The 19916-nt window shown below is 70.8% G+C and carries 14 protein-coding genes and 3 pseudogenes; 10 read left to right on the top strand and 7 right to left on the bottom strand.

Annotated elements, in window-relative coordinates; all coding sequences use genetic code 11:
* Positions 1 to 14 precede the first annotated feature (14 nt).
* A complete protein-coding gene (locus MTP03_RS01560; protein ID WP_248490275.1) occupies positions 15 to 1400 on the bottom strand; it encodes an aspartate aminotransferase family protein in 1386 nt (461 codons plus the stop codon).
* A gap of 172 nt (positions 1401 to 1572) precedes the next feature.
* Here MTP03_RS01560 and glsA point away from each other — a divergent pair, with 172 nt between their 5' ends.
* Complete coding sequence (gene glsA / locus MTP03_RS01555; protein WP_248490274.1) at positions 1573 to 2841, top strand: glutaminase A; 1269 nt, start codon at positions 1573 to 1575, stop codon at positions 2839 to 2841.
* A 13-nt stretch (positions 2842 to 2854) separates the two neighbouring features.
* Here glsA and MTP03_RS23060 read toward each other — a convergent pair whose 3' ends face one another.
* The 4 genes and pseudogenes from MTP03_RS23060 to MTP03_RS01540 all read right to left on the bottom strand — a co-directional run bounded on the left by MTP03_RS23060 (position 2855) and on the right by MTP03_RS01540 (position 6990).
* Positions 2855 to 3004 carry a hypothetical protein gene (locus MTP03_RS23060; protein ID WP_305852779.1) on the bottom strand — a complete coding sequence of 50 codons (150 nt, stop codon included), beginning with the start codon at positions 3002 to 3004 and terminating at the stop codon, positions 2855 to 2857.
* Between the two features lie 269 nt (positions 3005 to 3273).
* Positions 3274 to 3627: pseudogene (locus tag MTP03_RS23055) on the bottom strand (molybdopterin-dependent oxidoreductase); the annotation flags it as partial.
* Positions 3628 to 4530: 903 nt separating this feature from the next.
* Positions 4531 to 6174, bottom strand: coding sequence for a long-chain fatty acid--CoA ligase (locus MTP03_RS01545; protein ID WP_248490273.1), 1644 nt, complete (start codon positions 6172 to 6174; stop codon positions 4531 to 4533).
* Positions 6175 to 6219: 45 nt separating this feature from the next.
* Complete coding sequence (locus tag MTP03_RS01540) at positions 6220 to 6990, bottom strand: SDR family oxidoreductase (RefSeq protein WP_248490272.1); 771 nt, start codon at positions 6988 to 6990, stop codon at positions 6220 to 6222.
* A 161-nt stretch (positions 6991 to 7151) separates the two neighbouring features.
* On the opposite strand from MTP03_RS01540, the gene MTP03_RS01535 reads away from it, so the two are divergent.
* Positions 7152 to 8609, top strand: a complete 1458-nt coding sequence (locus tag MTP03_RS01535) for a sodium:alanine symporter family protein (protein WP_248490271.1) — start codon at positions 7152 to 7154, stop codon at positions 8607 to 8609.
* Between the two features lie 437 nt (positions 8610 to 9046).
* On the opposite strand, the pseudogene MTP03_RS01530 reads toward MTP03_RS01535, so the two are convergent.
* Positions 9047 to 9208 (bottom strand): annotated as a pseudogene (locus MTP03_RS01530) (TetR/AcrR family transcriptional regulator); the annotation flags it as partial.
* Between the two features lie 108 nt (positions 9209 to 9316).
* Between MTP03_RS01530 and MTP03_RS01525 the strand changes: the two are divergent.
* Complete coding sequence (locus MTP03_RS01525) at positions 9317 to 10867, top strand: MFS transporter (RefSeq protein WP_248490270.1); 1551 nt, start codon at positions 9317 to 9319, stop codon at positions 10865 to 10867.
* Between the two features lie 192 nt (positions 10868 to 11059).
* On the opposite strand, the gene MTP03_RS01520 is transcribed toward MTP03_RS01525, so the two are convergent.
* Positions 11060 to 12127, bottom strand: a complete 1068-nt coding sequence (locus tag MTP03_RS01520) for an alpha/beta hydrolase (RefSeq protein WP_248490269.1) — start codon at positions 12125 to 12127, stop codon at positions 11060 to 11062.
* Positions 12128 to 12309: 182 nt separating this feature from the next.
* Between MTP03_RS01520 and MTP03_RS01515 the strand changes: the two genes are divergently transcribed.
* From MTP03_RS01515 to MTP03_RS22520, 7 genes and pseudogenes are all read left to right on the top strand, one after another.
* Positions 12310 to 13080, top strand: a complete 771-nt coding sequence (locus MTP03_RS01515; protein ID WP_248490268.1) for a deoxyribonuclease IV — start codon at positions 12310 to 12312, stop codon at positions 13078 to 13080.
* 5 nt (positions 13081 to 13085) lie between these two features.
* Positions 13086 to 13688 (top strand): bifunctional 2-polyprenyl-6-hydroxyphenol methylase/3-demethylubiquinol 3-O-methyltransferase UbiG, encoded by a 603-nt coding sequence (locus tag MTP03_RS01510; RefSeq protein WP_248492353.1) that lies wholly within the window; start codon positions 13086 to 13088, stop codon positions 13686 to 13688.
* A 114-nt stretch (positions 13689 to 13802) separates the two neighbouring features.
* Positions 13803 to 15635: an acyl-CoA dehydrogenase gene (locus tag MTP03_RS01505; protein WP_248490267.1), complete on the top strand. Its 1833-nt coding sequence runs from the start codon at positions 13803 to 13805 to the stop codon at positions 15633 to 15635.
* A gap of 172 nt (positions 15636 to 15807) precedes the next feature.
* Positions 15808 to 16475: pseudogene (locus MTP03_RS01500) on the top strand (hypothetical protein).
* A 30-nt stretch (positions 16476 to 16505) separates the two neighbouring features.
* Positions 16506 to 18464 carry a YhgE/Pip domain-containing protein gene (locus MTP03_RS01495; protein WP_248492352.1) on the top strand — a complete coding sequence of 653 codons (1959 nt, stop codon included), beginning with the start codon at positions 16506 to 16508 and terminating at the stop codon, positions 18462 to 18464.
* A 77-nt stretch (positions 18465 to 18541) separates the two neighbouring features.
* Positions 18542 to 19402, top strand: coding sequence for an acyltransferase (locus tag MTP03_RS01490; protein ID WP_256465203.1), 861 nt, complete (start codon positions 18542 to 18544; stop codon positions 19400 to 19402).
* Positions 19363 to 19608, top strand: a complete 246-nt coding sequence (locus MTP03_RS22520; RefSeq protein ID WP_371820847.1) for a hypothetical protein — start codon at positions 19363 to 19365, stop codon at positions 19606 to 19608. The genes MTP03_RS01490 and MTP03_RS22520 overlap by 40 nt, the downstream gene beginning before the upstream one ends.
* Positions 19609 to 19916 lie beyond the last annotated feature (308 nt).

Here is a 19916-nt window from a genome sequence, read left to right as displayed (position 1 = left end):
GGCTTCTTCGGGGGTCAGACGGTGTGCGCGTCCGCGACGTTCAGCGCCTCGTCGATGATCGCCAGACCCTCGCGGGCCTCCTCGGCGGAGACGTTGCACGGCGGCACGACGTGGATGCGGTTGTAGTTGGCGAAGGGCAGCAGGCCGCCCTTCTTCAGCGCGGCGACGGTCTCGTTCATCGCGGGGCTGCTGCCGCCGTAGGGCGCCAGCGGCTCGCGGGTCTCCTTGTCGCGGACCAGCTCGATCGCGAAGAAGACACCCTCGCCGCGGACGTCGCCGACCGACGGGTGCTTCGCCTTGAAGCCCTCGAGGGTCGGCCGGATGATCTCGTCGCCGATCGTCGCGGCGTTCTCGACCATGCCCTCCTCGGCCATGGCATTGATGGTCGCGACCGCGGACGCGGTGGCGAGCGGATGACCCGAGTAGGTGAGGCCGCCCGGGTAGGGCTTGTCGGCGAAGGTGGCGGCGATCTCGGCGCCGATGGCGACGCCGCCGAGGGGAACGTAGCCGCTGTTCACGCCCTTGGCGAAGGTCAGCAGGTCGGGCACGACGGGGCCGGCGGCGGTGGCGCCGTGCTCGATGGCGAACCACTTGCCGGTACGGCCGAAGCCTGCCATGACCTCGTCGGCGATCATGACGATCCCGTACTTCGTGCACAGCTCGCGGACGCCGGCCATGTAGCCGGGCGGCGGCACCATGATGCCGGGCGTGCCGGGGATCGACTCGAGGATGATCGCGGCGATGGTGTTCGGGCCCTCGAGCACGATGGTGCGCTCCAGGTGCTCGAGCGCGCGCTGGCTCTCCTGCTCCTCGGTCTCCGCGTAGAAGGAGCTGCGGTAGAGGAAGGGGCCGTCGAAGTGGGCGACGGACTCGCCGCCGAAGTCGCTCGCGAACCGGCGGGTGTCGCCGGTGACGTTGATCGCCAACTCGGTGCCGCCGTGGTAGCTGCGGTAGCGGCTGAGCACCTTGCGGCGGCCGGTGTGGACGCGCGCCATGCGGATGGCGTGCTCCACGGCATCGGCGCCGCCGTTGGTGAAGAAGACCTTGTCCAGGTCGCCCGGGGTGCGCTCGGCGATGAGCCGCGCGGCCTCGCTGCGGGATTCGTTGACGTGCTGGGGCGCGATGGTGCAGATCTTCGCGGCCTGCTCCGCGATGGCCGCGACGACCTTCGGGTGCTGGTGGCCGATATTGGTGTTGACCATCTGCGAGCTGAAGTCGAGGAGCTTGCGCCCCTCGCCGTCCCACACGTACGAGCCCTCGGAGGCGAGGATCGTCATCGGGGTGATCTGCGCCTGCGCCGACCACGAGTGGAAGACGTGGGCGCGATCGAGCTCGTAGGCGCGGGTCCCTGCGGCGACGGCGTCGTCGAGTGCCCGGCCGTCGGGCAGCGTGTTCGTCATAGCTGTACTCCAAGAAATGTCTGCGGCAATGCTTCACTGGCGATATCCGCGGGTATGCGCTGCTCACCTGGTCACGTCACGGTGACTGCAACGATACTCGCCGCGTCGCGCCTCCTCTCGTCGGCTTCGGACGGCCCCGGCACGCCCGGTCACCGTCGGATAGCTTGGCGGTATGAGTGAGACGAGCACGGACCGACAGCCCGGCGGCCTCACCGGGTTCACCGACAACCCCGTCAACGCGGCGATGGCCCGCGTCCTCGACGACGTGCGCCGCGAGGATCATCCGGGCGCCGTCGCCGACTACATCCCCCAGCTGGCGACTGCCGATCCGGAGGCCTTCGGCGTGGCGTCGGTATCGGTGCACGGGCACAGCTACGGCGCCGGCGACTACCGCGTTCCGTTCACCATCCAGTCGATGAGCAAGCCCTTCGTCTACGCGCTCGCGCTCGAGGCCCTGGGCGTGGCGGCCGTGAGCGAACGGATCGGGGTCGAGCCCAGCGGCGAGGCGTTCAACGGCATCAGCTTCGACCCGTCGGGCCGGCCCGAGAACCCGCTCATCAACGCGGGCGCGATCGTCTCGACGTCGCTGATCCCGGGGGCCGACGGTGCCGACCGCTTCGCCGTGATCCGGGACGGGTTGTCGCGCTTCGCCGGCCGCGATCTCGAGCTCGACGAGGCCGTCTACCGCTCGGAGTCGGAGACCGGCTTCCGCAACCTCGCCCTCGCCGCGCTCGCCCGCTCGACCGACGCGCTGCGCGTCCCCATCGAAGACGCGCTCGACCCGTACTTCCGGCAGTGCTCGCTCCTGGTGGACGCGCACGACGTGGCGGTGATGGGCGGCACCCTCGCCAACGGCGGAGTCAACCCCGTCACCGGCGAGCGGGTGGTGAGCGCGGCGGTCGCGCGGCACACGCTCTCCGTGATGACGGGGTGCGGCATGTACGACCGGTCGGGCGCGTGGATGGTGTCCGTGGGGATCCCCGCGAAGTCGGGCGTGGGCGGCGGCATCGTGGCCGCGACGCCGGGCGAGTACGGCATCTGCGTGTTCAGCCCGCCGCTCGACGAGGCCGGCAACTCCAGCCGCGGCGTGGCCGTGCTGCAGCGGATGAGCAGCGAGTTCGGCCTGCACATCCTCAACCGGTCGATCACGCCGGTGAGCGCGGTCGCCTCCGTCACCACCGACCCGTCGTCGGGCCGGACGGTGCTGCGCCTGCGTGGCGAGGTCGACTTCGTCGCCGTGGAGGAGGTCGTGCACGAGGCACTGAGCCTCGGCCGCGCGCAGAGCGGCAGCACGATCGTCCTCGACCTCACCGACGTCACCCGCATCTCGACGGTGGCGGCCTACCTGCTGACCCAGCTGGCCTCCGACGTGGGCTACGGCGTGCGCGTGGTGATGGAGGACCCGTCCCGCCTGTGTGCGGTGAAGCCCCTGGGAGACTGAGGATTCCGCGCCGTCACCGCGCGGTGACGACGACGCGGTGCCAGCCGGTGGCACCGTCGGGAGCGGGCGGCGCAGTCGCGTCGGTCTGGACCGTCCCGTGCGCGTCGGTGGCGCGCACCTCGAGGGTGTGCTCGCCGCGGTCGAGCGGGAGGAGACGCTCCACTGCCGCCAAGTGTCGGGGCCGATGGTCTCGGCGAGCCGGGCTGGCACCCAGTCGCCGGAGTCGGCGCGGACCTCGACGCCACCGATGCCGGTGTGCTGCGCCCAGGCGACCCCGGCCACCGTTACCGCCCCGGCGGAGACGGAGCCGCGCGGGACATCGATGCGCGAGGAGACCTTCACCGGCCCGAGGGCCGACCAGCCTCGCGGCGTCCAGTAGCCCTGATCCTCCGCGAAGGTCGTGACTTTGAGCGAGGTGACCCACTTGGTCGCCGAGACGTACCCGTACAGGCCCGGAACCACCAGCCGGGCGGGGAAGCCGTGGATCACGGGCAGCGGCTCGCCGTTCATGCCGATCGCGAGTAGCGACGCGCGGGCGGGATCCCGCAGTACGTCCAGGGGCGTGCCCGCAGTGAAGCCGTCGCTGCTGCGCGAGAGCACCATGTCGGCGCCCGTCCGCGGGCGGGCCCGCTCCAGCAGTACCCGGATCGGGTAGCCGAGCCAGATCGCGTTGCCGATGAGATCGCCACCCACCTCGTTGCTGACGCACGCGAGCGTGGCGTAGTGCTCCTCCAGCGGCAGGGCGAGGAGTTCGTCCCAGGTGAGGGTGAACGGCGCGTCGACCATGCCGTGCACCTGCAGGGACCAGTCCGCCGGGTCGAGCTGCGGCACGCGCAGGGCGGTGTCGATGCGGTAGAAGTCCGCCGCGGGCGTGACGTAGGGGGTGAGCCCGGCGATGGGCGGGTCCGCCGGGGCCGGTGGCGCGACGGTCCGCGGTACGGGCAGGCGGAGCGTCTCCCGCGCCGCCTTCACCGCCGTCGCGCCCGCCGAGAGCAGGCGGGCGCCGGCGAGGGCCAGCACCGTCGTCCCGGCGGCTGCGCCCGCGACGAGGAGGAAGCCGCGCCGGTCCATCCCGGCGGCCTCCTCCCGGGCCCCGGGGGCGGGACGGAGGCGGCGGATCGCCAGGCGCAGGACGAGGATCGCCGCGGCGACGCCGACGAGACTCGGGACCGCCCACATCGCCGTGGCGTCCGGGCGCAGGATCGCGATCAGCGCGCCGACGATCCCGACGGCGCCGAGCAGAGCAGCACCCCAGGGCGGGCGGCGCAGTTCGAGCAGGCCCGCGGCTGCGGCACCCAGGGCGAGGACGACGCCCATCGAGCCGAGAAGGACCGCCTTGTCGGCGGTGCCGAAGGACTCGACGGCGAAGTCCTTGAGCCACGGCGGCGCGGCGTCGATGACCGCCGCCCCGCCCGCGAACAGCGTGCTGGCTCCCGGCGCGACGACGGCTGCGACGATCTCCGCCACGGCCAACCCGGCGGCGCCGGCGAGGACGCCCGCCAGCGCGGCGGCCCATCCCGGCGGGCGGCGCTCAGCAGGGCTCGCGGTCTCCTCGGTCATGGATCCAGCGTGGCACGCGGCGGCGACGCAGGCGAGGGTCGTCCGCATACCTCACGGAATCGTAAGAATCGCGGCAAAAGACAAGGCCGCCGCAGCCTTCCGGCTGCGGCGGCCCCGTCGTCGGTGGCGTCAGCCGCGGGAGTCGATCACCGTGTAGGTGCCGTCGGCGTACTCGGCGCGGATGAGCTTCTTGTCGAACTTGCCGACCGAGGTCTTCGGCACCTCGGCGACGAAGGCCCAGCGCTCGGGGATCTGCCACTTGGGCAGCAGGTCCGTCAGGAAGGCGCGCTGCTTCTCGGCGTCGGCGTCGGCGGGGTCCTTGACCACGGCGAGCACGAAGGGACGCTCGTCCCACTTCTCGTCGGGCACGGCCACCACGGCGGCCTCGGCGATGGTCGGGTTGCTCATGACCGTGTTCTCCAGCTCGACGGAGCTGATCCACTCGCCGCCGGTCTTGATCATGTCCTTGGTGCGGTCGCGGATGGTCATGAAGCCGTCCGGGCTGATCGACGCGACGTCGCCGGTGCGTAGCCAGCCGTCGTGGAACTTGGACTCGTCGGAGACGTTGCCCTCGGGCGAGTAATAGGAGCCGGTGATCCAGGGACCGCGCACTTCGAGCTCGCCGGAAGCCTCGCCGTCCCAGGGCTGCTCGTTGCCCTCGTCGTCGATGAGGCGTGCCTGCACCGACGCGGGGAAGCGTCCCTGCGTGACGCGGTACGCGAACTCCTCGGCCTCGTCCTCGATGCCGAACGGAGGCCGGGAGACCGAGCCCAGCGGGGACGTCTCGGTCATGCCCCAGGCGTGAACGATGCGGGTACCGAGCGCATCGAAGGTGCGGATCATCGACGGGGGCACGGCGGCGCCGCCGACGACGACCTCGCGCAGGTGCGAGATGTCCTGCGGCTTCGCGGCGAGCTGCGCGGCGACGCCGGCCCAGATGGTGGGCACGGCGGCGGCGAAGGTGGCCTTCGTGGCGTCGAGGATCTGCAGCAGCGGCTCGGGCTGCAGGAAGCGGTCGGGCATGATCAGCGTGATGCCGCCCATCATCGCGGCGTAGGGCAGGCCCCACGACATGACGTGGAACATCGGCACGATCGCGAGCACCGAATCGGCGTTGCCGAGCGCCATGCCGGAGCTCGAGTTCACCTGCATCGAGTGCAGCCAGATGCTGCGGTGGCTGTAGACGACGCCCTTGGGGTCGCCCGTGGTGCCCGAGGTGTAGCACATGACGGCCGCGTCCCGCTCCGAGATCTCGGGCCACGCGAAGGTGGTCGGCTCGTCGGCGATCAGCTCGTCGAAGGAGTGCACCGTGATGCTCTCGGGCGCCTCCAGCGCCTCCTTCGGCCCGTTCGCGACGATGACGTGCTGCACGTTCGGGGTCGAGGCCAGGTACTTCCCGAGCAGCGGCGCGACGGTGGCGTCGACCAGGATCACCTTGTCATCGGCCTGATTGATGATGAACACGGCCTGCTCCGGGGAGAGGCGCAGGTTCAGCGTGTGCAGCACGGCGCCCATCGCGGGCACGCCCGCGTACGCCACCTGGTGCTCGTTGTTGTTCCACATGAACGTCGCCACACGATCGCCCCGCTGCACGCCCAGCTTGGTTAGGGCGTGGGCCAGCTGGGCGGCCTTGTCGCCGACCTCGGCGAAGGTCAGATCGCGCAGGCCCTCACCGGTCCACGTGGTGATCTTGGCCTCGGGGAAGACCCGACGGCTGTACTCGACGAGGCTGGCGATCGTCAGCTCGCCGTCCTGCATGGTGGTCGCAATCACGGTGGTGGAGACTCCTTCTCGGATGGGAAATGCAGCCGGCGGTGGCTACTGGCTGGTGAACTGGTTGATCAGCCGCACGACCGACCTCGGGGCGAACTTACTCGAATTGGACAGCAGCGTGGTCAGGGTTCCGACGGAATAGTGGATCCGGGGCAGGAACGGGACGCGGATCCCCGGGTGCACGGAGTTCCACACCTGCTCGGCGACCTCCTCGGGCGTGATGTTCACGCCCAGGGTGCGCGTGCTCTTCGCGTCGGTCTCGGCGAGCGCCGTCTTCGCCCACAGCGGCCAGATCGCGACGACGCGGATCCCGTGCTTCTCCCACTCCAGCTCCAGCGCCTCGGTGAAGCCGGAGACGTAGAACTTGGCGGCGCTGTACGTGGCGATGCCCGGCTGGCCGTAGATCGCCGACGCCGAGCTGATGTTCACCAGGTGCGCGCCCGGCTGGTTCTTCAGGTAGGGCAGCGCCGCCTTCGCGCCGTAGGTGACGCCGAGGGCGTCGATGTCGATCTGCAGCTTGATCTGCTGCGGCGTGATCTCGTCGAGGTCGCCGCCGAACAACACGCCCGCGTTGTTGTCGAGCACCGTCAGGCCGCCGCCCGTGTGCTGTGTGAAATCGGCGAGCGCGGCCTCCCACTGGTCGTAGTCGGTCACGTCCAGCGCACCGGTCACGATCTCGGGGTGCTCGGACTTCAGCTCCTCCAGCGCGGCGGCGTCGACGTCGTAGACGCCCACCGTCCATCCCTCGGAGAGGAAACGCAGGGCAGTGGCCCGGCCGATGCCCGAGGCACCGCCGGAGATGAAGATCGATGGCATGGCCCTACGCTACCCCGCAGGTTAGGCACCGTAAAGACCCTACTGAACTCAACTCAATTAGCCGTGCGTACCGGCGCTCGGCTCCCGTCGGGGCGGTTCGACGGTGCCTTCGTCGCGCGCATGAAACCATCGTGGCACCGCACGCTCCACGAGAGGAACCGATGACCTCGCTCTTCGACCACGTCAACACGGCCATCGCCTGGCTCAGCACGAACCTGTACAACGTGCTGATCCCACTGCTGCTGGGCGTCGGCGCCTACATGACGATCCGCACCCGGTTCGTCCAGGTCCGCCTGCTGCCCAAGATGATCCGTGCGATCGGCTCGTCCCGCTCGGACGCCGAGGGCGGCATCTCGTCGTTCCAGGCCTTCTGCGTGGGCCTCGCCTCCCGTGTGGGAACGGGCAACATCGCCGGCGTGAGCGTGGCGCTCGTGCTCGGCGGGCCGGGTGCGGTGTTCTGGATGTGGGTCGTGGCGCTCGTCGGCATGGCGACGGCGTTCGTGGAGGCGACGCTGGCGCAGTTGTTCAAGGTCCGCAACGCCGACGGCAGCTTCCGCGGCGGGCCGGCGTACTACATCCAGCAGGGCCTCGGCTCCCGCCGCTGGGGCATGGTGTTCGCCGTGCTGCTGATCTTCGCCTTCGGCTTCGCCTTCAACATGGTGCAGGCGAACACGATCGGCGGATCGCTCTCCGCGACCTTCCACATCGACACGGCATGGATCGCCGTGGGGCTCATGGTGATCACCGCGCCCATTCTCTACGGCGGCGTGCGCCGCATCGCGAAGGTCGCCGAGGTGATCCTGCCCGTCATGGCGCTGATCTACGTGGGCCTCGCGCTGGTGATCGTGGCGCTCAACATCACCGCCTTCCCGGAGGTCATCCGGCAGATCGTCGCCGGCGCGTTCGGGCTCGACGAGGCGCTCGCCGGCACCGCGGGCGGCATCCTGGCCGCCTTGCTCAACGGCGTCAAGCGCGGCCTGTTCTCCAACGAGGCCGGCATGGGCAGCGCGCCGAACACCGCGGCGACCGCCACCGTCTCGCATCCCGTGAAGCAGGGACTGATCCAGTCGTTCGGCGTCTTCGTCGACACCATCATCGTGTGCACCGCAACCGCGTTCATCGTGCTCGTCTCCGGGATCTACACGCCCGGTAGCGAGCCGGAGTCCGGCGGCGCCGTTCTCACCCAGGACTCCGTCTCCGCCGTCCTGGGCGCCTGGACCACGGTGCCGATGACCCTGCTGGTCTTCGTCTTCGCCTTCTCGTCGATCATCGGCAACTACTCCTACGCCGAGATCAACCTCAACTTCCTCGGCCTGCACGGGCAGAGGCTGCGCATCCTGCAGACCCTGGTCCTCGCCGCCGTCGGCTTCGGCACCCTCGCCGAACTGGACACCGTCTGGATGCTCGCCGACGTCGCGATGGCGTTCATGGCCGCGGTGAACCTGGTCGCGATCGCGCTGCTCGGCAAGTGGGCCTTCGGCGCACTGCGCGACTACGACGCCATGACCAAGCGCGGCGTGGACGAGCGGTTCGTCGGGCGCGGCAATCCGAACCTCCCCGGCGACCTCCCGGGCGACGTGTGGGACCCCGTCGAGGACGGGACCCCCGCCGCACGCTGATCCGCCGTCCGCGCGGACCGGTCGGCCAACGCGGCCCGACGGTCCGCCGTCAGGGCCCCGTCGACCATGCGGGCGACGACGGCCAGCAGGCCTGCCATCTGCTCGTCGGTGGCGCGTCGGCGCCCACCGCTGAGGGCGGCGTCGTAGTAGAGGCCGTCGCCGAGGAGGAGGACCGCGCGTGCGGTGGCCTCGTCGGGCACCTGCTCCTGCACGGTAGCGAGGAAACGGTCCTGCATCGTGCGGATCGCGCGCTCGGCGCGGTCGTTGGCGGCCTGGCTCAGCCGCATCACCGCGACGATCGCGCGGTCGAGCTGCGAGTCGTCGTAGTTCGACGTGCGCACGTAGTACTCCACGGCCCCTTCGGGCGCGGCGGCCATCAGCTCCACATCGGCGGCGACGAGCTCGTCCAGCCAGTCGCACAGCCCGTCGACCAGGGCCTTCTTCGAGCCGAAGTGGTAGAGCAGCCCGCCCTTGCTGACCCGGGCCTCCGCGGCGACGGCCTCCAGCGTCGCGGCGCGTTCGCCGTGCTCGATGAGGATCTTCACGAAGGCGTCGAGCAGCTTGGCGCGGGCGGCGGGAGGGGGCGGCACATCTCGCATCGTAGGGGGTGGCCGGGCGCGGAGGGTGATCGACGCCTCTCGTTTCTATACCGTCCAGATGGTACAGTAACGATGAACTCGAACCCACGACACTCAGGAAGTGCCGCCATGACCACCATGCTCTCCACCACGACCGCGTCGTCCGCGCGCGCCACGGTGCGCGATTGGGGTGCGCTCGCGGTCCTGATGCTCCCCGTTCTGCTGGTCTCGATCGACGGGACCGTGCTCGGCTTCGCGCTCCCCTCGATCGCCGCCACGCTGGCGCCGTCCGCCGCGCAGCAGCTGTGGATCATCGACGTCTACCCGCTGGTGCTCGCCGGCCTGCTGGTCTCCATGGGCAGCCTCGGCGACCGGTTCGGGCGGCGCCGCCTGCTCCTGATCGGCGCCACCGGCTTCGCCGCGATGTCCGTGGTGGCGGCCTACTCCCCCACCGCGGGTGCGCTGATCGCCGCCCGCGCGGGCCTCGGCTTCTTCGGCGCCATGCTGATGCCGTCCACGCTCTCGTTGCTGCGCAACATCTTCACCGACCCGCAGCAGCGGCGGCTGGCGATCGCGGTGTGGGCGTCGTGCTTCGCCGCGGGCGCCGCGCTCGGCCCCATCGTGGGCGGCTTCCTGCTCGAGCACTACTGGTGGGGCTCGGTCTTCCTCATGGCCGTGCCCGTGCTGATCCCGCTGCTCGTGCTCGCGCCGGTCGTCGTGCCCGAGTCGCGTGACCCGAACCCGGGCCGCATCGACCCGGTGTCGATCGTGCTCTCGCTGCTCGCGCTGACCCCGATCGTCTACGCCGTGAAGACGCTCGCGAAGGGCGGCGACCTGGTGGTCGTGGCGTCGGCGCTGGCCGTCGGCGTGGTGGCCACGGCCCTGTTCCTGCACCGGCAGCTGAACCGCCCGGACCCGATGCTGGACGTGCGGCTGTTCACCGACCGTCGCTTCTCCGGCGCGGTCGCGGTGAACCTGCTCAGCGTGTTCTCGCTGGTCGGCTTCATGTTCTTCGTCAGCCAGCACCTCCAACTGGTGGTGGGCATGAGCCCGATGGACGCCGGCTGGGCGCTGGTCCCGGGGCTGATCACGATGATGGTCGCGGGCCTGTACGTGGTGCGGGTCGTGCGGTGGATCGCCCCGTCGACCGTGGTGGTGGGCGGCATGCTCGTCTCCGCCGCCGCGTACGGCGTGGTCATGGCCTTCGCCTCGCCGGAGTCGACGATCGCCGTGCTCATCGCGTTCGCGATGCTCGGCGTGGGCATCGGCGCCGCGGAGACGCTGTCGAACGACCTCATCGTCTCGTCGGTACCGGCTGAGAAGGCGGGCGCGGCCTCGGCGGTCTCGGAGACCGCGTACGAGCTGGGCTCCGTGCTCGGCACCGCCGTCCTCGGCTCCATCCTGGCCGGTGCGTACGCCGCCAAGCTCGTGCTCCCCGCCGGGCTCGACGGTGCCCAGGCCGACGCTGCGTCCGAGACCCTCGCCGGGGCGCACCACATCGCCTCGCAGCTCCCGGCCGATGCCGCCGACGCCCTGGTGCGGGCCGCCGGTCAGGCCTTCGACGCGGGCGTCTCCGTGACGTCCGCGATCGGCGTGGTGCTCATGTTGTCCGCCGCCTGGATCGCACACCGCACGCTGCGGGCACCGTCGTCGTCGGCCGAGCGGACCGCCGTGCAGTAGTCCCGCAGCCGCTCCGCCGCGGCGCTCGCCACCTCCGCATGACCGGCGAGCGTCGCGGCCGCACGCTCGGCGAACGCCGTCACCTCGGGCGGGCCGGCCCGCGACCGCCACTGCTCCGCGGCGCGAGTGAGTGCCCCGGCGGCGTGCTCCCACCGCGCCGCCAGGACCGCGATCTCCGCAAGGTCGGCCTCGTCAGCGGGCATGGCCGGCCCCCGTCAGGATCCTGGCGAAGGATTCCAGCGATCGCGAACCCTCGGCGAAATAGCCCGAGTGGGAACCGAACCCGAATCCGGCGGCACCGTCTGCCTCGATCCGCTCCGCCCCGAACGACGGTGACGCCGGATCCGTTCCGAGCCCCAACTCCACGCCGAACCGGCGCCGGAGTTCCTGGGCGGCACCGTCGGTGAGGCCGACGAGCGGCACGGGATCGTCCGGATCCCGGGCGACGTGCACGGGCATCCCCAGTTCGGCCGCGGAGCGCACCGGACCGGCCCCCGGCGAGCCCAGCAGCACCATCGCGTCAACAGTGCCCGCCAGCGCCCCGCCGGCCCCCGCCGTGGCCGCGGTCGTCGATCCGTAGCTGTGCCCGAACACCACGACCCGTGGATCATCGGGCCGCATGCGCGCCAGGTCCGCGAGGTCGGCGCACAGCTCGGCGGCGCCCCGCCGGGCATGGGCACCGGTGAGGACCTGCGCGACCGCACCACGGCCCGACGGCGCGTCGTACCCGATCCACGCCACCGTCGCGGTCGCGGTGAGCGGATCGGCCCGGCGCGCGGCGGCCTGCAGCCGGGCGGCATCGCGGGTCACCGAGCCCACCGACGCGGCGGTCGTCCCCATCCCCGGAACGATCACGCCGATGTTCCGGGCCGCATCCAGGTCACCGATCGCAACCACCACGGCACCGTCGCCACCGAACGCCGACGGGTCGTACTCGACGAGCTGCACCGTCTCGCCGCCGCGGCCCAACTCGCGCAGTCGCGCGTCGATCGCCTCGAGCATCGTGCGGCGCGCCCCCGGCGGCGCGTTCCGCAGGTCGGCGGCCAGGCGCTCGCGGTTCTCCCGGTCACGCTGCGCGGCGGACTTCGGGAGCGCAGGTATCCGTTCCGTGCTCGACGGTGCGCCGAACCGCACCGCCTCCGGCAGGTCGATCGCCGCGAGCCGCGCCGCGAGTTCTCCTCCCCGGAGTGGATCTCCGCCGCGGCGCGCTCCAGCGCCGCCTCCAGCCCGTCCGCCGCGCGGACCTCGAGGCCCGCCCACCGCTCGTACGCCTGCGCGGGCTCGCCCCGCCACGTCGCCGTCCCCATCGCCGCCATGTCGTGAGGCTAGGCGCACGGCCCGGCGGGAACGCCCCGTCGAACCCCCGGTAACCGGCCGTCATCCACAGGACCGCGGTCCTCCACAGCCCCAGGACGGCACAGGCGAGCGACTACGCTGTACGCATGCGCATCGGTGCCCATGTTCGCAGTGACACCCACCCCGTCGAGACGGCCGAAGAGCTGGGGGTGGGCGTGATCCAGATGTTCGTCTCGGACCCGCAGAGCTGGAAGAAGCCGGAGCCGCACCCGCAGACTCAGGCACTGCGCGAGTCGCCGCTGGAGATCGTGGTGCACTCCGCGTACGTCATCAACGTGGCCAGCCTGAACAACCGGCTCCGCATGCCCAGCCGCAAGGCCGTCGAACAGCAGGCCGCCGCAGCCGCCGAGCTCGGCGCGTTCGGGCTCGTGGTGCACGGCGGCCACCTGCGCGGCGGTGAGGACCTGCAGGCGGGAATCGACAACTGGCGCAAGCTGTTCACCCGCCAGGAGGAGAAGGGCGGCTTCGGCGTGCCGATCCTCATCGAGAACACCGCCGGCGGCGACGGCGCCATCGCGCGCCAGCTGGAGACCATCGACCGGCTGTGGGACGCCGTCGGCGATCAGGGCGCCGGTTTCTGCCTCGACACGTGCCACGCCTGGGCGGGCGGCGAGGAGCTGCTCGGCATCGTCGAGCGCGTGCAGGCCATCACGGGCCGCATCGACCTGGTGCACCTCAACAACTCCCGCGACGAGTTCGACTCAGCCCGGGACCGGCACGCGAACCTGCAGGACGGCACCATCGACCCGGACCTGCTCGCCGACGTGGCCCGCGCCGCCGGCGCCCCGATCATCCTGGAGACGCCCGCCGACGGGCTCGCCGACGACGTCGCCTACCTCAAGGACGCTCTGCTGTGAGCCCGATGAGGAGCGCCGAGGACTGGGACGCCCGCTACCGCGCGACTGAACTGGTGTGGGGCACGCCGCCCGATCCGTGGATCGTCGAGCAGGTCGCCGTGCTGCCGCCGGGCCGTGCGCTGGACGTGGGCGCCGGCGAGGGGCGGCACGCGCTGTGGCTCGCGACCCGCGCGTGGGACGTGACCGCGGTCGACTACTCGCGCGTCGGCCTCGACAAGGCGGCCACCGTCGCGGCCCGCTCGCCGCGCACCGTCCGCGCCCGTCTGCATTGGACCCCGCTCGACGTCGTCACCGACGAGATCCCGGACCAGCCCTACGACCTGGCGGTGTGGGCGTACCTGCACCCCGATCCTGCGGACCGGGCCGGCGCGATCGCGAAGGTCGCGCGCTCGCTGGCGCCGGGCGGGCTGCTCCTGGTGCTGGCGCATGAGAAGGCGGAGTCTCATCCCGACCTACCCACGTTCGGCGCCGCCGAGCTCTCGGCGGCCCTACCCGAGGACATGGTGGTGGAACACGTGGAATGGCGCGAGAGTGATCCGTACCACGGCACCGGCACTGACCTGGCGGTTCGAGCACGTCGCCGCGGGAACGACGCGATCGCACAATAGGGCGCTTGCACTTGTTCGCACGCCGCGGGCACGTTATTCTGTACATATTACCGAGCGGTAACTTACCGGCAGGTAACAGTCCGACAGCCTGATCTAAGAAGGTGGAACAGCCCCATGGGCCATTACAAGAGCAACGTCCGCGACATCGAGTTCAACCTCTTCGAGGACCTCGGCGTCGGCGAGGTGCTGGCTTCCGGTGCGTACGGCGACCTCGACGAGGACACCGCCAAGGAGATGCTGCGCGAGGCGGCCCGTCAGGCCGAGGGCCCCATCGCGGAGTCCTTCGCCGAGGCCGACCGCAACCCGCCGGTCTTCAACCCCGAGACCCACGAGGTGAAGATCAACGAGGCCTTCAAGAAGTCGCAGGCGATCTTCGCCGACGGCGGCTGGGCCTACCTGGGCCTCAACGACGAGCTGGGCGGCACCGACGTGCCCCGCTCGCTGTACTGGGGCATCGGCGAGCTCTTCCTCGGCGCCAACCCGCCCGTCTTCATGTTCGCCGCGGGCCCCGGCTTCGCGCAGATCCTCTTCGACGAGGGCACCGACGAGCAGAAGAAGTGGGCGAAGATCGCCGCCGAGCGCAACTGGAACGCCACCATGGTGCTCACCGAGCCGGACGCCGGTTCGGACGTGGGCGCGGGCCGCACCAAGGCCGTCAAGCAGGAGGACGGCTCCTGGCACATCGAGGGAGTGAAGCGCTTCATCACGTCCGCCGTGATGGACGGCATGTTCGAGTCCACCTTCCACCTCGTGCTCGCCCGCCCCGAGGGCGGCGCGCCCGGTACCAAGGGCCTGGGCCTGTACTTCGTGCCGAAGCACCACTTCGACGAGGAGGGCAACCTCGGCGAGGAGAACGGCGTCTACGTCACCGGCGTCGAGCACAAGATGGGCATCAAGACCTCCACCACCTGTGAGGTCACCTTCGGCGGCCACGGCAAGCCCGCCAAGGGCTGGCTCGTGGGTGAGGAGATCAAGGGCATCGCGCAGATGTTCAAGGTCATCGAGCACGCCCGCATGATGGTCGGCACCAAGGCCATCGGCACCCTCTCGACCGGCTACCTCAACGCGCTCGACTACGCCAAGCAGCGCGTCCAGGGCGCCGACCTGACCCAGATGGCCGACAAGACCGCGCCGCGCGTGACCATCACGCACCACCCGGACGTGCGCCGCTCGCTGCTCACGCAGAAGGCTTACGCCGAGGGCCTGCGCGCCGTGTACCTGTACACCGCCGCGCACCAGGACGTCCGCACCGCGACCCCCGTCTCGGGCGCCGACGAGGAGATGGCCTACAAGGTCAACGACCTGCTGCTCCCGATCGTCAAGGGCGTCGGCTCCGAGCGCGCGTTCACGCTGCTCGGCACCGAGTCGCTGCAGACCTTCGGTGGCTCGGGCTTCCTGCAGGACTACCCGATCGAGCAGTACGTCCGCGACTCGAAGATCGACTCGCTGTACGAGGGCACCACCGCCATCCAGGCGCAGGACTTCTTCTTCCGCAAGATCCTCCGCGACCGCGGCGCCGCGCTCGGCCACGTGGCCGGCCAGATCACCGCGTTCATCGAGGCCAACGCCGGCGGCGCCTTCGCCGCCGACGTCGCGCTGCTCAAGACCGCCGCCGAGGACGTGCAGGCCATGGCCGCCACGCTCACCGGTTTCGCGCTCGCCTCGCAGCAGGAGCCCAAGGAGCTGTACAAGGTGGGCCTCGGCTCGGTGCGCTTCCTCATGGCCTTCGGCGACCTGATGATCGGCTGGCGCCTGCTGCACCAGGCCGTCATCGCGCAGGCCAAGATCGACGGCGGCGCCACCGGCGCCGACAAGTCGTTCTACGAGGGCAAGGTCGGCGTCGCGAAGTTCTTCGCCGCCAACATGCTGCCGCTGCTCACCGGCACCAAGGACATCATCGCCGCGATCGACAACCAGGCGATGGACCTCGACGAGGCCGCGTTCTGATCGTCGCCTCGTAACTCCGAGCACCCGAGGGCGCTCCGACCACCGGTCGGGGCGCCCTCGTCCGTTCCCGGGCCGACGGTGCGCCCGACGTGCGCGCCGCACCGTCGGGCAGCCACCGTAGGATTGCGACCGACCTGCGCACCAGGATGACCCGGACCGACGGAGTGCCCGCATGGACGAAGCCCAGCCGAACGAAGTACATCTCGCTGCGAGAAACCTCGGCGTCGACGGCGAGCACGGCCCGCTGTTCCGCGGTATCGACCTGGAGTTCGGCCCCGGCCTGCACGCGGTTCAGATGCCGGCGGGCCGGGACCAGGACGCGCTGCTCCTCACGCTGGCCGGGCGGCTCAAGCCCAGCCACGGCACTGTCGACGCCCTGGGCGCGACCACGCCGGCCGCGATCCGCCGAAAGTGCGCCATCGCCGCCTTCGAGGACATCGACGACCTGGACGAGTCGGTCACCGTCGAGACCGTGCTCGCCGAACAGCGGCGCTGGCTGGCGCCCTGGTACTCGATGGTGCCGCTGAGCGCCGGCCGGCTGGAGCTGGATCAGGTGTTCGGCGAGCTGGACCGGCCCGCGCCGAAGACCCGCATCGTCGAATTGAGCGATCTACAACGGTTCCTGCTGCGCATCACCCTCGCTCTGCTCGGCAACCATCCGATCCTCGTGGTGGGCGACCTCGAGCAGGTTCGCGACAACCCCGGCCGCGCCGACGCCGTCCAGCGGCTCGGCGCGATCGCCGAGCGGTACACCGTGATCGTCGGGGTCACCAACCCTCTCGGGGAACGGCACCGTCGCACACCCTGCACGACCGACGCGCTCTGACCCGGAAGGACTGATCGATGCCCGGCAAGAAGAACCTCGTCCCGATCGCCGCCGGCCTGGCCTTCGGCTCCGAGATCAAGCGGTTCGGCCGCAGCCGGATGACCCGCGCCGCGATCGTGGTGCTGATGCTGCTGCCGCTGGTGTACGGCGCGCTGTACCTGTGGGCGTTCTGGGACCCGTTCGGCAATGTCAACAAGATGCCGGTCGCTCTGGTCAACGCCGACAAGGGCACCGAGGTCAAGGGCCAGAAGATCAACGCGGGCGCGGAGGTCGAGAAGGCGCTCGCCGACGACGAGAGCCTCGACTGGCACGTCGTCTCGCCCTCCGAGGCGCGGCAGGGCGTCCAGGACGGCACCTACTACTTCATGCTGGAGCTGCCCGAGAACTTCTCCTCCGCCATCTCCTCGCCGATGACCGGCAAGCCCGAGAAGGCACAGCTCAAGGCGATCTACAACGACGCCAACAACTACGTCAGCTCCACCATCGGGCAGTCGGCGATGGCGCAGGTGCTCAATGCGGTGTCCACGCGGATCTCCGGGCAGGCCGTCAATCAGGTGCTGTCGATGATGATCACCGCCGGGTCCGGCATCGAAGATGCGGCCGACGGGGCGGGGAAACTGCACGACGGTCTCGTGACCGCGAACGACGGTGCCGCCCAGCTCGCCTCCGGCCTCGCGACCGCGAAGACCGGCTCGGCGCAGCTGCGCACCGGGTCGCAGCAGCTCTCCGACGGCATCAACCAGGCGACCGATCCGATCCTCGCCGTCACGAAGGCGCTGTCCGGGCTGGGCGGGAACACCGAGCAGTTGCAGCAGAGCGCCGCTGCGCTCGTCGAGGCGGCCGACAAGGCCGGCGTCTTCGTCAAGACGCAGGACACCGCGCTGGCCGGGATCGACGCCGCGATCCGGCAGCTCGCCGCCAGCCCCGAGCCGGCGGCGCGGCAGGCGGCCGACGGCCTGCGACTCGTGCGGGCGCAGCTCGCGCAGGCGTCGATGACGCCCGCCGCGAAGCAGCAGATCACTGCCGCCGCGGGCAGCGCGGCGGTGCTCACCGAGCAGCTGCGCACGCCCGGCAGCCCGCTGCAGACCGTGCTCGCCAAGATCGGGTCCACCGGCGGCGACCTCACCGCCAAGCTCACCGAGCTCCGGTCCGGGGCGGCGCAGCTCGCCGCGGGGAACGCCACGCTCGACGACGGCATCACCCAACTGTCCGACGGTGCCGGCAAGCTCGCGTCCGGCACCGTGCAGCTGCGCGACGGCAGCCAGGAGCTGTCGACCAAGCTGCGCGAGGGCGCGGGCGCCGTGCCGAAGTGGTCGCAGGAGCAGACCGCGCAGGTCGCCGACACGATCGGCGGCCCCGTCCAGTTGGCAACGACGCACGAGAACCGCGCACCGAACTTCGGCACCGGCATGGCGCCGTTCTTCCTGACGCTCGCGCTGTTCTTCGGCGCGCTGGTGCTGTGGATGGTGTTCCGGCCCTTGCAGAACCGCGCCATCGCCGCCGAGGTGCTGGCGATCCGCGTGGTGATGGCCAGCTACCTGCCCGCGGCGGCGATCGCGCTGTGCCAGGCGGTGATCCTGTACTGCGTGGTCCGCTTCGCCCTCGGCCTGGAGGTGGCGCATCCCATCGCCATGCTGTTCTTCATGATGGGCGTCTCACTCGCGTTCCTCGCGTTCACCCAGGCGGTGAACGCACTGGTCGGGGCATCCGTGGGCCGCGTGCTGATCATGGCGCTGCTCATGCTGCAGCTGGTGAGCTCCGGCGGCATGTACCCGGTGGAGACCACCGCGAGACCGTTCCAAGTGCTGCACAAGTACGACCCGATGACCTACGGCGTCAACGGACTTCGACAACTGATCCTCGGCGGCATCGACCACCGGCTGTGGGTCGCGATCGCGATCCTGGTGGTCCTGTGGGTCGTGTCGGTCACGGTGTCGTGTCTCTCCGCGCGCCGCAATCGGCTGTGGAACCTCGACCGGCTGATACCCGCGATCAAGATCTGAGACGCCATCGATTCCGCTCCGCGCTCCAGCCACATCCCCGCGCTCACCGGGCTGCGGGCGGTCGCGGCGTTCGGGGTGTGCGTCACGCACGCCGCCTTCTGGGCCGGCGACTTCACCCTGACGCGGCCGGTGCCGCGTACGCCCGCCTCGAGACCGCCGTCCCGGTGTTCTTCGCCCTGTCCGGGTTCCTCCTGGTGCGCCCGTGGCTGTCCGGCGGGCCCGACGGTGCCGCCCGCGTCGGTGCCGGGGGTGACGGGGCCGCGGACCGTCGGACCCCGGACGTGCGGCGGTACTTCGTGAGCCGCGCGTGGCGGATCCTGCCCGCGTACTGGACCGTGGTCACCGTCGTGTACCTGATCTACGTGTGGCGGCCGGACGCCTCCCCGCACGGGCACGGCGTCGGCGGGTGGCTGCGGCACATGAGCTTCACCCAGATCTACGGGGTGGGGTACGTGCACACCGGCCTGTCGCAGATGTGGTCGATGTGCGTGGAAGTGGCCTTCTACCTGACGCTTCCGCTGCTGGCGGCGGGGGCCGCCCGGTGGTGGTGGCGGGTGCCCGCGACGATGATCGCCGTGTCGATCGGGTGGCTGTGGTTGGTGACCGCCACCGAGGTGTTCGGGAAGACCGCGCGATCGTGGCCGCCGGGGTACGCCGCGGCCTTCGCGGCGGGGATCCTGGCGGCGCTGTACGCGCGTCGCGTGCGGCGGCGGTGGGTGCTGCTCGCGGCCGCGGCCGGGGCGTACGGCCTGCTGCTGACGCCGATCGCCGGACCCATCGACCTCTCGCTACCCACCCCGCGCAGGGGATCACCAAGTTCCTGTTGGAGGCCGCGATCGGCGGGCTGCTCGTGGCGGCGTTCGCGGTGGGGTCCTCGCGCGTGCTGGGTTCGCGGGCGATGGTGTGGCTCGGCTCGATCAGTTACGAATACTTCCTGATCCACGTGATGGTCATGGACATCGTGGTGCTGGACGTGTTCGGCTGGTCGCTGTTCACCGGTTCGACGTGGCCCATCGTCGCGGTGACCACCGTGATCACCGTGCCCCTGTCGTGGGCGCTGGCGCGGGCAGTGGAGCGGGTCCGCGCGGCGGTGGCGGCGCAGCGGACTTCGGCGCCAGGGGCAGGGGCCGCGGGGCACGAGTGAGGGCGGTGTGGCGATGATCATCGCCGCAGGACATGCACATCCCGCATACCCCGATGAATCCGCAGGTCAGACGCCGATTATCCGGACCGGGGCATGCTTGATCCGCATACCCGGCCACCGCCCGCCCTAGTGGCGTCGTCCCCGCGCGTAGCCGAACCGCGACTCAGACGTTTCCTCCCCGAGTCGACGAACAGCCCAGAACGGCGCCTGGCAGGGGCACGACCGTCCCCCAGGCGGAGCCGACTCCCCACCAGGAGCCGCGTCTCCCGCGCCGCACACCGACTCCCCAGCCATACGGCGGCGGGCCG

The sequence above is a fragment of the Tsukamurella sp. PLM1 genome (assembly GCF_023168325.1).
In the GTDB taxonomy this organism is placed as follows: Bacteria; Actinomycetota; Actinomycetes; order Mycobacteriales; family Mycobacteriaceae; genus Tsukamurella.
Note: the sequence above shows the minus strand (reverse complement) of the source record. Positions and strands in the feature narration are given on the sequence as shown.